Genomic DNA, 13276 nt, shown 5'->3' with positions numbered 1-13276 from the left:
GGTTACAACGCGAGCTGCGGCCAAGGAGGCATGGTCGCTTCTGCTGTACTGCACCATAGTCAAGACACGGAGCAGGTCAGAGGGTCGTTATCCCGCCCCCGAGCCCTGCACCGAGCTACAAGTAAGGCGCTCGCATCGATGACCCAGGCGCCTTGGGCGGCGGTCGTTACACGCTGGTGACCACGTCGCAACTGCAGCAACGGGCGCTTACCCGGCCCGGCATGAGTAGCAAACGTCCCCAAACGCCATCGCCGATGGCCACTGCACGAGGTGTTACACATGAACTGCAACGAACTGAGCCACCAGGCCGAGCTTCTCGCCAGCACCTTCAGCAAGCAGGAACTCGCCAAGCTGGTACTGGCCCTGAAGGGGCAGCGGGAATCCCTGCAACACGCCGTCGAAGTGATCGACACCGTGGACTGCCGCGCGGGCTACTCGCTGGACGACGCCTGGGACGAGGTCCTCACCGGCGATGCGCCCACTCTCGAAGAGGAATGACTCGCCCTCCGGGCGACACGCCATGTCGCACCAGGCCCATCCCGCCCCGCGGGGTGGGCCTTTTCATGTCGCGGGCGAGCGTGCGATAACAGCAGCAAGGGCGCCCCCTTTGGCGATCCAGCCATGGGGCCATGCCGCCGGCACTCCGGCGGAACTTGTCGGTCAAAGCTTTACTGGTCCGGCATCGACAATGGCGTTAGACTAGTTAGAGAACACCGTTTCCTAATCACGATGCGCCCGCCCTTTTCATCTCGCGCCAGCGAAGGAGGATCTTCCATGCGCAGCCTCACATCACACGCCCTGCTTCCGGTGCTAACCGCCGGCCTGTTGACCCTGGCCGGCTGTGCCAACACCAGCCCCTATTCCGGGGATGTCTACCGGGGCAGCCAGGCACAGACCGCCCAGACGGTCAGCTACGGCACCATCACCGCCCTGCGCCAGGTGCAGATCCAGGCCGAAGATCAGAACAGCGGTGCGCTCGGCGGCATCGGCGGCGCCGTGATCGGCGGCCTCTTGGGCAATCAGATCGGTGGCGGCTCGGGTCGCACCCTGGCCACCGCGGCCGGTGCGATCGGCGGCAGCGTGGCCGGCAAGAAGATCGAGGATTCCGCCAACCGTACCGCCGCCTGGGAGATGGAGATTCGCCGCGACACCGGCCAGAGCGTGATCGTGGTGCAGAAGGCCGATCGCGCCTTCCAGGTCGGCCAGCGGGTGCGCCTGATCGGCAGCGGCGCCAGCCTCAGCGTGGCGCCCTACTGAGCCCACGGCTCGACGCCTGATCTCTGGCCCAAGATGCACAAGGCCCGCGAGCATGCTCGCGGGCCTTGTCGTTTACGTCTTGTCGTCTGCGCTTGGCTGCCGCCTGGGCGAAGGATGGCAGGGTCGCGCTACGCCCTCACGGTGATGTCACATCGCGCGACTCCACCCGGCAGACAGCCACGCTCGGGATCAGTGCAGCTTGACCCGATCCATGGCCCAGCAGAGCAGGCTCTTGCCCAGCCACACGAGCACCGCCAGCAACAGCACGGTAAACACCATGTCGACCGGGCGCACCACGGTGGTGGCTCCCAGCACGGCGATCGCCGGGCACCAGACCCAGCGGTCGTCGCCACCGCTGACCAGCAGCGACGGCATCTTGCGCTCGAAGAAGGTTCCCAAGGCCCCGGTCCAGCTCTTAACGGTCAACAACAGGATCACGGCAAAGGCGATCAGCCAGATCAGCGTCACGGTCATGGACATTCGCTCCAGCGGCATTCGTATTCGGATGAAAGGTAGGTCGAGGATCGAATTCAGGGTATCCCCGCCTCGGGTGACACGCAACTGCCGCGCACAGGCTTGAATCAACGTCATGATCGCCCGGGACAAGCTGAAAAAATCCCAGCCGCCCCTGACAGCCCTTGGGCCATCGCGTTACCATTGTCGCGACATGCACTCACCGAAAGGTCCATCAATGCAAATTGCGCAGAACTCCGTAGTCGCGTTCCACTATACCCTGAAGAACGATTCTGGTGAGGTGCTGGACAGCTCCGAAGGTCGCGATCCGCTTACCTACCTGCACGGTTCCGGCAACATCATTCCGGGCCTGGAAAAAGAGCTGGAAGGTAAGGCGAGCGGCGACAAGCTGCAGGTGGCCGTGGCGCCGGAAGAGGGTTACGGCGAGCTCCAGGAAGGCCTGGTACAGGAAGTGCCGCGTGATGCCTTCCAGGGCGTCGAAGACGTGCAGCCGGGCATGCAGTTCCAGGCGCAGACCCAGGGCGGCCCGCTGATGGTCACCGTGACTCAGGTCGAAGGCGATACCGTCACTGTCGACGGCAACCACCCGCTGGCCGGTCAGAACCTGAACTTCGACGTCGAGATCGCCGAAGTGCGTGAAGCGAGCGAAGAAGAAGTCGAGCACGGCCACGTGCACGGCGAAGGTGGCGTGGAGCACTAAGCTCACTCGCACCACTCGGCTGACGCCGAGTCGAAGAAGGGGCAGCCTACGGGCTGCCCCTTTTTTGGTTCATCTCATCTTGTCTGCGGGTCAGACTGAACGGCTCGCCACCGCACACCTCGGCGGCGCGTCTACTGCCCCGGGCACCTCGGGGGCGTGGGCGAATCGGAAAACTTAAGCCGCGCAAACCAGGCCGTCGCATCGCCTCCCGCATTGTCGCCATCGCTCATCAGCGCGACGCCGTTCAGGCGCTCGGGGCGCTCGCCGAACAGGCGGGCGAAGTCCTCGCGCACATCGCGCACCTCGGCTACCCACTGCCCCACCGGGGCATCCTCGCCCTGCAGCGCCAGCAGCTGGGCACGGTCGGTGAAGGCATTCGGCCAGGCGCTATCCGCCGCCTGGCTCGATGACCAGACGTAGTTCACCGACTGGACCTGGAACGGCAACCAGCCGGTCTTGCGCGCGACATAGACCCGCGCCGGATAGTCGTCGCCGGCCTTGGTCGTCTCATCCAGTCCCTCATAGGTCGACGAGACGCGCCAGCACCAGTGCAGATAGGGCGTGCGGGACAGATCGACCTCCTGCTCCAGGTACTTGGCGGAGGCCTGGCCGCGGGCACGGGCCTTTAGCACCCGCTCCCCGTCCAGCTCCACCAGCCGGTAGTCGGTCTCGCCCTCGAAGGAGCGGGTCGGCCAAGCCGCCATCTCCTCCGGGCTGAAGGCGGTCTCGGCCGCCGCCAACGGCGACGACACCAGCGTCAGGGCGAGGCTCGCCAGCAGCAGGCCAAGGCCCCCGGCGCGCATCGGTGTCACGTCGTTCATGCCTTCTCCTCCTGAAGCCTGACGGTATGAAATCCGCCCCAAAGACGAGTGCCGGTGGTGAGCAGGCAGGCGGCGGCGAAGACCGTCGCCAGCAGGGCAAACTGCGCGGGCCACAGACAGAAGATCACGAAGGCCAGGATGGTCTCGGTGCCCTCGGTGAGGCCGTGCAGGTAGTAGAACGCCTTGTTCTCGAACCGGGGTCGGGCAAGCTCATGCTTGGTGGCCATGATGGCGAAGGCCAGAAACGAGCTGCCGGTGCCCACGAAGGCGAACAGCAGGAAGGCCGCCGCCAGCGCATTGGCGGCCGGATCCGCCAGGGCGAAGCCCAGCACCACGGCGGCATAGAACAGGAAATCGAGGCCGATATCCAAGAAGCCGCCGGCGTCGCTGGCCTGCCCGGTATACCGGGCCAGGGCACCATCCAGGCCGTCTCCCAGCCGGTTGACGAGGATCACCGCCAGCGCCAGGCCATAGGCCTGCTGCGCCAGCAGCGGCAGGGCCAGCATGCCCACCAGGAAGCTGGCCACCGTCACCTGGTTGGGCGTCACGTCACGCTCGGCCAATCCCTTGGCGAGGCGCGCCAGCGGCGGCTTGATCCAGGCGTTGGTCCAGCGATCAAGCATGGGTGTCGCTCCCTTTGGTAGAAGCGGTCGCGGTGGTCGACGTTTTCGCGCTGGCCGACGAGTGAGCACTGCGACGGCGCCAGGCGAAGTAGCGCTGAAGCCAGCCCAGCAGCCGCTCGGGCTTGTGGGCATTCTTCCAGATGCCGGCACTGGCCTTGGCGGCCTCCGAGAAGGTCGGATAGGGATGAATCGTGCCCAGCAGCTTGTTGAGGCCGATGCCGTGGGTCATCGCCAGGGTGTACTCGGCGAGCAGCTCACCGGCGCCGTGCCCGACGATACTGGCACCGAGGATGCGATCCTTGCCCGGCACCGTCAGCACTTTGATGAAGCCCTCGGTGTGCTGGTCGGCGATTGCCCGGTCGAGCTCGGCGAAGGGATAGCGGGTCACCTCGACCTCGATGCCCTGCGCCTCGGCTTCCCGCTCGTTGAGCCCTACCCGAGCCACCTCCGGGTCACAGAAGGTCACCGCCGGCAGATTGCGATAGTCGACGGTGAAGCGCTTGAACTCGCCGAACAGGGCATTGACCGTGGCATGCCAGGCCTGGTGGGCGCTGGCATGGGTCAGCTGGAAGGGGCCGGCCACGTCGCCACAGGCCCAGATATTGGGGTGCAGGCTGCGCAGGGTACCGTCGACGTCAAGGGTACCGTTGGCCCTGGGCAGCACGCCGAGCGCCTCAAGGCCGAAGCCGCTGACGTTGGCCACCCGGCCCACCGCCACCAACAGTCGATCGAAGACCAGCCGCTCGGTCTCCACCCCGTTCTCGCCATCGCGCTCGATGACCAGCACCCGGCCCGAATCACCATGGCTCGGGCCCGGCTCGACCGCCACCGCCCGCGCGCCCAGCGCCAGGCGTACGCCTTCGCCGTCGAGCCGCTGCTCGACCGCGCGGGCGATGTCGCGATCCTCCCGCGGCAGCAGTTGCGGCCCCATCTCCACCAGGGTCACTCGGCTACCGAGCCTCGCGAAGCTCTGGCCCAGCTCGCAGCCGATCGGCCCCCCGCCGAGCACCACCAGCCGCTTGGGCAGTGTCTCGAGTTGCCAGAGGTTGTCGGAGGTCAGCACATCGCCTTCCTCCATCCCTGGCAGCTCGGGCACTCGCGGCCGGGCGCCGGTGGCCACGATCACGTGCCGCGTGGTCAGCACCCGCTCGCCGACCCGCACCTCCCAGGGCGTCTGCAGCCAGGCATCCCCCTGGATCACCTCGACCCCCAGACCGCGGTAGCGCTCGGGGCTGTCGTGAGGTTCGACCTCCTCGATAGCGCGATGAACATGCCCCATCACCGCCGGGAAATCGATCTCCGGTTCCGACACCGAGAGCCCGAAACGCTTGGCGTCGCGCATCTCCTGGGCCAGCCGTGCCGAGCGGACCAGCGCCTTGGAGGGCACGCAGCCGGTATTCAGGCAATCACCGCCCATCTTGTCGCGCTCGACCAGCGCCACCTTGGCCTTGACCGCCGCCCCGATATAGCTCGCCACCAGGCCAGCCGACCCGCCGCCAATCACCACGATGTCATAGTCGAAGTGCTGGGGCTTGTCGTGCTCCCGGGCGATGCGGCGACGCTTGGCAAACTCCACGCCGAAACGGGCCAGCCAAGGAAAGACGCCGATCAAGGCGAAAGACGCCAACAGCCCCGGCGACAGGATGCCGCCCAGCGATTCGAGACTGCCCAGCTCACGGCCGGCGTTCACGTAGACCGCGGTGCCCGGCAGCATGCCCAGCTGGCTGACCCAGTAGAAGGTGCGGGCACGCATGCGCGTGAGGCCCATCACCAGGTTGATGACGAAGAACGGGAAGAGCGGAATCAGGCGCAGGGTGAAGAGATAGAAGGCGCCTTCCCGGTCGATACCGCGGTTGATGCTCTCGAGCTGGCGCGAGAAGCGACGCTCCAGGGGCGATCGCGCCAGGGTGCGGGCGATCAGGAAGGCCAGGGTCGCACCGAGGGTGCTGGCGAAGGAGATGATCACCAGTCCGAGCCCGAGACCGAACAAAGCGCCGCCGAGCAGGGTCAGCAGCGTCGCCCCCGGCAGCGAGAAGGCCGCCATCGCCACATAGATGACGAAGAAGCCGCCGATCACCGTCAGCGGATCCTCGGCCAGCCAGGTCTGGAAGCGCGCCTGCTCCGCCTTGAGGGACTCGAGGGTCAGGAATTCATGGGCGCCGCTTGCGAAGAAGGCGGCCACCGCGAGGGCGATGAGGGCAAGAATCACGAGACGTTGTCGGTTCAACGGGTCTACTCCTTGACTGACAGGGTTAGCGACATGGATGAGAAACAGCATGAGTCTGCAGCCTGGGTCGGCGATCGGGAACCGACACGCTGCATGCCCCTTGTGTCGTCGGCCCGCCGGCTTCCTTACAGGGCAGCAACGGTTTTCTGCTAATAAAGCCTTCATCCAACCGCAGGCGGGCCTTCCACCGGACGGCGGACAGGACATGGGCAGGGAACCCTAGGCCAAAGTTCCCATCCAATGGGGATCGGACACCTCGACGGGAATGATCATGACACAGCTTACGCCCCTGGCCAGATGCGCCGCTTACTCGGCTTCCTCCCACTGGCTCGCGGCCCTGTCGCTTGCGTTTATCGGCGTCTCGACCCCGACCCTTGCCGCCGAGCCCGAAGAAGCCGTTTTCGCCGGCGGCTGCTTCTGGTGCATGGAGGAGGCCTTCGACAAGGTGCCGGGTGTGCTCGAGACGGTCTCGGGCTACAGCGGAGGCGATGCTACTACCGCAACCTACCCGCAAGTATCCGCCGGGCGCACCGCGCATGCCGAGGTGGTGCAGGTGGCCTACGATCCCGACGAGGTCAGCTATGAGGAACTGCTCGACGTCTTCTGGCGCAACATCGATCCCTTCGCCGCCGATCGCCAGTTCTGCGATGCCGGCAGCTCCTATCGCAGCGCAATCTTCCCGGTGGACGACCAACAGGAGACCCTGGCGAAGGCCAGCCTCGACGAGATGCTGGAGCGCTTCGATCAGGACATCGCCACCCGGATCGAGCCCTTCGAGGCCTTCTACCCCGCCGAGGACTACCACCAGAACTATTACAAGACCAACAGCCTGCGCTACAACTTCTACAAGTCCGCCTGCGGACGGGTCGAGCGCCTAGAGGAGGTCTGGGGCGACGAGGCCGGCACACAGGGCGCCCTGGGCAAGGGTTGAGGCATCATCGTGGCTCAGCCCGTCGCCACAGCCAGACACTGAGCCCGAGGGTCGCCATCAGCACCAGTTCGGCGGCGAGAGTCACCCCCGCCCAGCCGCCGAATCGCCAGAACGGTTCCAGGTAGAAACCTCCAAGACTCGCGCCCAGGTAGTAGAACACCAGGTAGAGCGCCGTGGCGGTGCCCCTGGCGCGCAGGGCATGGCGGCCGACCCAGCCCGAGGCCGTGGCATGGCAGAGGAAGAAGCCGAAGGCATTGAGAGTCAGACCGGCCACGATCGTGCCGAGCCCCTCGGCCAGGGTGACCAGACTGCCCAGCATGAAGATACCGATGCCCGCCATCATGCACAGCGGCGAGGCAATACGCTGGGCCAGCCGCCCCGACCAGGCCGAGCCCAAGGTACCGCCCAGATAGGTCAGGAACAGCATGCCGAGCCACTGGGCGCCGAGCCCGTAGGGTGCCTCGCTGAGCCGGAAGGTGACATAGCTGTACTGGTTGATGAAGACCATGAAGTTCAGGCCACCGATCAGGCAGGCCACCAGCAGCACCGGCGTCGTCAGATGCCCCCGAATGCTGGAAAGCGCCTCTCTAAGGCGAAAGCGCGACGGCGTGAAGTGCCTTGCCGGCGGCAGCAGCCGCCAGAACACCGCCACCCCCACCAGGCTGAGAGCGCCCACCACCAGGAAGCTCAGGGACCAGCCGCCGGCCTCGCCGGCCCAGCCGCCCATCACCCGTCCACCGATGCCGCCCAGACTGTTGGCGCTGATGTAGAGCCCCACCGCCAGCATCAGCGCGCGAGGCTCGAACTCGTCGCTCATCCAGGCCACCGCCACCGCCGGCAGGCCGGCGAGCACCAGCCCCTGGAGCAGGCGCAGGGCGAGCAACCCCCAGAAGCTCGGCACCAGGGCAATCGCCAGCGAGCACAGCGCCGTCAACAGCAGGCTGACGCGCATGATGGCGCCACGCCCCACGGCGTCCGAGAGGGTGCCATACACCAGCAGCGAGGCCGCCAGCGCCAGGGTCGCGCAGGACATCACCAGGCTTGCCATCAGCGTCGAGACACCGAAGGTGGCGCGCAGCTCTGGCAGCAGCGGCTGAGGGGCGTATAGGTTGATGAAGACGATGAAGGAGCCCAGGCAAAGCGCCAGGGTGGCTCGCCACCAGTCGCGGCTATGGGCCTGTATCATGGGGCGTCCATCATGGGGCGTTCGCGAGTGAGGGGCAGGGATTGGGGGTCAGCCGCTGGTGGCCAGGAGCGCCCGCTGGGCGAGCTGCGTCGGCGCCAACGGACGACGCGCCTGCCAGTAGTGGCGCCGCCAGTAGCCGTTATCGAGGCGTGACAGGGCGACCCCTCGGGACGAGGAGGCATGCAGGAAAAAGCCGTCCCCGACATAGATGCCGGCGTGGCGGTAGGTACCGGGCGGGCGGAAGAACACCAGGTCGCCGGGCTTGAGCGCGCCGCGCTCGACTCGCCGCCCCTCCCGCACCTGCTGGGAGGTGGTGCGGGGCAGCTCGGTGTCGAAGCGCTCGCGGAAGATAGCCTGGATCAGCGCCGAGCAGTCGATGCCCCGGCGGCTTTCGCCGCCGAGCCGATAGGGCGTGCCCAGCCAGCGCTCGTGCTCGGCCAGCAGCACCCCCCGGATCACCTCCCGACTCGGCTGGCGCAGGCCCTGGTGATCGCGCAGCGGGTTATCCACCGGGGACATGGGGCCGCTCGCAAGGCTCGGCAGCTGCATGGCGAAATAGTCCGGCGGCACCTCGGGCGCGTCGGGTGACGGCGAGGTCGCGCAGCCCACGAGGCCGGCCTGTAGCCCCAGGAGTAACAGGGTAACGGCAATCCGTGACATCGTCTGACCTCCTCCCTGTGGTCCGGATCGCGCCCGAGCGATTCCAAGATAACCGGCCAAGGTCCCCAACCTACTGCAGCTGGAGACCATATAAGTCATGCATGATAGCGACTGATGATGGGCATGACGAGCCTTTATGTACCACTCTCATGACGAGCAAGCACTCACTCATGGCGACGCCATACTAGTGCAGGGTGCGCGCATCCCCCGGCAGGGTATCGATATGCATCGGCGCCCAATGGCGCGGGCGTGCACCGGGGAAATCCAAGCTCGCCCAGGGGCCGGCCAGCGGCGGCGCCCCGGTCAGCCAGCTCACCATCGCCTCGCGGAAGCTCTTCAAAAAGGCCCCCCGCTCCTCGGTCTCGCCCATGAAGAACGAGAAGCCCGCATAGAGCCCCCGGGCGTAGGCTTGCCAGCTCGAGTAGTGGCTGGCGGCCAGCGCCGCGGCCCGGTCGAGGGCCGCGGTGAACTGAGCCTCGCTCAGCCATTGAAGCTGGCGCCCGGCGATGGCCAGGTCCACGGCCTGGGCGATATCCCAGGCCGCCATGTCGAAGGCATTGCAGCTGGCATCGTTGTCCCGCACCCGTTTCAGGCGCAGCAGGTGGTTGCGCTCCTCCTCGCTGCAGTCGTCGCTCTCCAGCGTCGCGATCTCCGAGGCGAGGCGCGCAGCATTGAGGGTATAGGGCGCGTAGTTGATCTGATATTCCTGCCGATCGCCGGCGGACAGCAGGAAATCGAGAAACTCCCGCAGGCCCTCGGCTTCCTGGAGGCCGTAATGGCCATCGATCCACTCCCGGATGGCAGCCACCTCGCGATCACTCTCCGGCAGCGGTTCGCTCCAGGCGCCACCATTGAGGGGCCCGACCAGGGCCAGGGCGGTGAAGCGAGGCAGGCTGAGTCGCGGGCCGGGCTCCTGCCAGCCGGCGCTGATCTGCCAGTCGAGCCAATGGAAGGGACTGCCCGGGTCGTCCCGGTGCCAGCGAATCTCGTGCGCCAGCGAGACCGGCGTGCTCTGCTCGAGGGGCGGCTCGGGCAGCGCGGCCTCCCAGCAGGCCCAGGCATTGAGCAGGCGCCGCGCGTCCGGATAGAAGTGGCACAGCACGCCGCGCAGCGATTCGGCCAGGCGTGCCAACCCCTCGGCAACGAAGTCCTCGCTATCCCCGGCCATCTGCAGATAGAACGCATACTTCTCAGCCATGTGCACGGTGGCAGAGAAACGGCTGCAACCGCGCAGGGCGTCACGCTGGGCGAGCCCCTCGGCGCCGGGCTGCCCGAAGGGGGTCACCAGACTCGGCAGGGCGCCATGATCCGCGTCGGCGGCCAGCTGATTGAGATGATGGGCCTGGGCCGGCAGCCAATAGCGGGCGAGCCCGTCCACGCCGTCATCGGGATAGAGGCCGAGCACCTCCTGCAGATAGTGGCGGGCCTCTTGGCGCACGGCTTCCGACAGGGTCGGCACGGGCCCCTGGCGCAGCAGCAGCTCGGGTTCGCGCACCGAGGCCAGGGCCAGCACCCAGTGGCGCGGGTCGGCGCGCCAGCCACGCATCGCCCGGCGCGATGCCTCGCGACTGGCCTCATCTTGCAGGGCGTTGAGCGGCAACCGCCAGGGGCTCGCCGGCGACTGCAGCAGCAGGGCCCAGTCCCGATGGAGCTCGCCCATGCGATCGCGCCCCTCGAAGAGGCTGCGCCCGCGCTGGTAGGCCGTCGCCACGGCGACCCAGTCGCTGTAGCGGCGAGTGATCAGGTCCAGTGCATGGTGCGCGAAGGCCTCGGCCTCGTCGGCCTCGAGCCAGCCCAACGCCAGGCCGGCATAGGCCAGGTCCACCAGCCGCAGCCAGTCCCAGGCGGCCCACTCCAGGGTTTCTCCCCGCTCGACGAAGCCGAGCAGCACCTTGGCGGTAGCCAGCGTCTCGCCCTTCTGCCCGGCGAGCCAGGCCTCACGCGCATCGCCTGCGGCCTCGAGCACGCGGACCGCATCCAGATCCCAGGCATAGCGATCGCCCTGTCCCGCCAGCCACAGCAGCTGGCGCACCAGCCCGTCGCGATCGTGCACCTGCCACTCCTCGGCGAGGAAGGCGCGTGACTGGGGCGCATCCAGCGCCTCCTCGGCACCGCTCACCAGCGCGGGCGCGAAAGCGGCGCGCAGCCGCCAGGCCTGAGCCTCGGGGGCCGACGGCCACAGCGGGGCCTGGGGCAGTCGGCGCACCGTCTCGGCGAGCAGGTCCCAGGTGATGCCGGCGCCCTCACGCTCCAGCGCCGCCAGAGCCTCGCAGGCGGCGAGGAAGCCGTCCTCGCCCCGCTCCCACCCCAAGGCACTGCGCGCCTGGCGCAGCACGGTCAACCAGTCCTCGAGACTGTTGCAATGGGCACAGATATCGGCGGCGATGCGCGCCACCCAGGCACGCGCCTGCTCGGCCGGCAGCCAGCCGGCAGCCACCGCCAGGGCGAGCAGCTCCAGGCTTTCCAGATGACCGACCGGATTCACGGAGCCCGGGGAAAAGGCCTCGATCAGCCGCCAGCCCAGCTCGCAGCGATCCGCCACCTCCATGTCGGCCAGACGCTGGACCGCCAGCGCCGGCTCCACGGCCGTCGGATCGGGCGAAAAGGCCCAGTCGCACAGCACCAGTTGTTGCGCCCACCAGGCACTCAGGGGATCGACCAAGACTCACCTCACCACGCACAGCTTGTCGTCATGACAACCATAGGAATTTTTGGCGCTCCAGTTTAGCGGAAACGGGACGATTCGCCGATGCCTGACAGGTCGGTAAACGCAAGCGACCGGCCCGTGGCCATCACCACGCCCTGCGCCGAGTGGCCACCCCCGAGCGCCGGTGACACGGAACGACTAACGTCGCCCTCGACCGAGGCTTGGCGGATTGTTTTAAATAATGCACACTCGTTGAATATGATAACAACACCACCCCCTGGAGGTCTCCCGACGATGTCGTCCGAACTGCTGAAGTCCCAGGCCTATATCAACGGCCAATGGTGCGAGGCGCCGACGCGCTTTGCCGTGACCAACCCCGCCACCGGCGAGACCCTCGCCGAGGTGGCCGATCTCGATGGCGCCGCGGCCCGGGACGCCGTGGCCGCCGCCGATGCCGCCCTGCCGGCCTGGCGCAAGCGCTCGGCCAAGGAGCGCTCGGCGCTGCTGCGTCGCTGGTTCGACACCATCATGGCCCACCAGGAACCGTTGGCGCGCCTGATGACCCAGGAGCAGGGCAAGCCGCTGGCCGAGTCGATGGGCGAAGTGGCCTATGGCGCCAACTTCCTCGAGTACTACGCCGAGGAAGCCAAGCGCATGGCCGGCGAGACCCTGCCCACCCACAGCGCCGACAAGCGCCTGCTGGTGGTGCGTGAACCCATTGGCGTGGTGGCGGCCATCACGCCCTGGAACTTCCCGCTGGCCATGATCACCCGCAAGGTCGGCCCCGCCCTGGCCGCCGGCTGCACGGTGGTCATCAAGCCCGCCGAGGCGACCCCGCTGACCGCCCTGGCGCTGGCTAAACTGGCCGAGGACGCCGGCCTGCCCGCCGGGGTGCTCAACGTGGTTACCGCAAGCCAACCGGCGGAGATTGGCGAGGTGCTGACCACCGACCCGCGAGTCCGCAAGGTCTCCTTCACCGGATCCACCCCGGTGGGCAAGAAATTGCTCGCCCAGTGCGCCGGCACGGTCAAGAAGGCCTCGATGGAGCTAGGCGGCAACGCGCCCTTCATCGTCTTCGACGACGCCGACCTGGATGCCGCGGTGGAAGGCGCCATCGCCTCCAAGTTCCGCAACTCCGGCCAGACCTGCGTCTGCACCAATCGCCTGCTGGTGCAGGACGGCGTCTATGACGCCTTCGTCGAGAAGCTCGCGGCGCGGGTCAGCGAACTTCGCGTCGGCAATGGCCTCGAAGCGGGTGTCGTGCAGGGGCCGCTGATCAACGCGGCGGCCGTGGACAAGGTGCAGAGCCATGTGCGCGACGCCCTGGAAAAGGGTGGCCGCCTGATCTGTGGGGGCGAGCCCCACCAGCTGGGCGGCACCTTCTATCAGCCCACGGTGATCGCCGACGTGACGCCCGAAATGCGGGTCGCCCGGGAAGAGACCTTCGGCCCGCTGGCCCCGGTGTTCCGCTTCACCGATGACGCCGAGGCCATCGCCATGGCCAATGCCACCGAGTTCGGCCTGGCGGCCTACTTCTATGCCCGTGACTATGCCCGCATCTGGCATGTGATGGAGGCCCTCGAGTATGGCATGGTGGGGGTCAACGAAGGGATTCTCTCGACCGAGCTGGCGCCCTTCGGCGGCATCAAGGAATCCGGGCTGGGCCGTGAAGGATCGCGTCACGGACTGGACGACTACACTGAACTGAAGTACGTCTGTATTGGCGGCCTCTGAGCGCCAGGTGACTCTG

General features: G+C 67.2%; 12 protein-coding genes. 5 read left to right on the top strand and 7 right to left on the bottom strand.

All coding sequences use genetic code 11. The features are described 5' to 3' along the window. The first annotated feature begins 279 nt into the window (after positions 1–279). Complete coding sequence (locus IEJ03_RS03570; protein WP_192036344.1) at positions 280–498, top strand: hypothetical protein; 219 nt, start codon at positions 280–282, stop codon at positions 496–498. 276 nt (positions 499–774) lie between these two features. After that, complete coding sequence (locus IEJ03_RS03565; RefSeq protein WP_192036343.1) at positions 775–1257, top strand: glycine zipper 2TM domain-containing protein; 483 nt, start codon at positions 775–777, stop codon at positions 1255–1257. A gap of 189 nt (positions 1258–1446) precedes the next feature. Here IEJ03_RS03565 and IEJ03_RS03560 read toward each other — a convergent pair whose 3' ends face one another. Next, entirely contained in the window at positions 1447–1731 is a 285-nt protein-coding gene (locus IEJ03_RS03560; protein WP_192036342.1) for a hypothetical protein, read from the bottom strand. 217 nt (positions 1732–1948) lie between these two features. Here IEJ03_RS03560 and slyD point away from each other — a divergent pair, with 217 nt between their 5' ends. Next, positions 1949–2431 (top strand): peptidylprolyl isomerase, encoded by a 483-nt coding sequence (slyD, locus tag IEJ03_RS03555; RefSeq protein ID WP_192036341.1) that lies wholly within the window; start codon positions 1949–1951, stop codon positions 2429–2431. 131 nt (positions 2432–2562) lie between these two features. On the opposite strand, the gene IEJ03_RS03550 is transcribed toward slyD, so the two are convergent. The 3 genes from IEJ03_RS03550 to IEJ03_RS03540 are packed head-to-tail and all read right to left on the bottom strand — an operon-like array spanning position 2563 to position 6102. Continuing rightward, entirely contained in the window at positions 2563–3252 is a 690-nt protein-coding gene (locus IEJ03_RS03550; protein ID WP_242458039.1) for a DUF3047 domain-containing protein, read from the bottom strand. Then, positions 3249–3875, bottom strand: a complete 627-nt coding sequence (locus IEJ03_RS03545; protein ID WP_192036340.1) for a CDP-alcohol phosphatidyltransferase family protein — start codon at positions 3873–3875, stop codon at positions 3249–3251. Before IEJ03_RS03545 ends, IEJ03_RS03550 begins: the two co-directional genes overlap by 4 nt. Further along, positions 3868–6102: a bifunctional TVP38/TMEM64 family protein/FAD-dependent oxidoreductase gene (locus IEJ03_RS03540; RefSeq protein WP_192036339.1), complete on the bottom strand. Its 2235-nt coding sequence runs from the start codon at positions 6100–6102 to the stop codon at positions 3868–3870. Before IEJ03_RS03540 ends, IEJ03_RS03545 begins: the two co-directional genes overlap by 8 nt. 271 nt (positions 6103–6373) lie before the next feature. Here IEJ03_RS03540 and msrA point away from each other — a divergent pair, with 271 nt between their 5' ends. Then, a complete protein-coding gene (msrA, locus tag IEJ03_RS03535) occupies positions 6374–7033 on the top strand; it encodes a peptide-methionine (S)-S-oxide reductase MsrA (RefSeq protein WP_192036338.1) in 660 nt (219 codons plus the stop codon). A gap of 4 nt (positions 7034–7037) precedes the next feature. On the opposite strand, the gene IEJ03_RS03530 is transcribed toward msrA, so the two are convergent. The 3 genes from IEJ03_RS03530 to IEJ03_RS03520 all read right to left on the bottom strand — a co-directional run bounded on the left by IEJ03_RS03530 (position 7038) and on the right by IEJ03_RS03520 (position 11541). After that, complete coding sequence (locus tag IEJ03_RS03530; protein WP_192036337.1) at positions 7038–8219, bottom strand: MFS transporter; 1182 nt, start codon at positions 8217–8219, stop codon at positions 7038–7040. Between the two features lie 48 nt (positions 8220–8267). Then, positions 8268–8879, bottom strand: a complete 612-nt coding sequence (locus IEJ03_RS03525) for an NlpC/P60 family protein (protein WP_192036336.1) — start codon at positions 8877–8879, stop codon at positions 8268–8270. Between the two features lie 184 nt (positions 8880–9063). Beyond that, positions 9064–11541: a DUF1266 domain-containing protein gene (locus tag IEJ03_RS03520; RefSeq protein WP_192036335.1), complete on the bottom strand. Its 2478-nt coding sequence runs from the start codon at positions 11539–11541 to the stop codon at positions 9064–9066. A 279-nt stretch (positions 11542–11820) separates the two neighbouring features. Between IEJ03_RS03520 and IEJ03_RS03515 the strand changes: the two genes are divergently transcribed. After that, a complete protein-coding gene (locus tag IEJ03_RS03515) occupies positions 11821–13260 on the top strand; it encodes an NAD-dependent succinate-semialdehyde dehydrogenase (RefSeq protein WP_192036334.1) in 1440 nt (479 codons plus the stop codon). Positions 13261–13276 lie beyond the last annotated feature (16 nt).

This window comes from Halomonas sp. YLGW01 (assembly GCF_014840935.1).
Lineage (GTDB): Bacteria > Pseudomonadota > Gammaproteobacteria > Pseudomonadales > Halomonadaceae > Onishia.
This window is presented reverse-complemented; position numbering and strand designations above follow the sequence as displayed.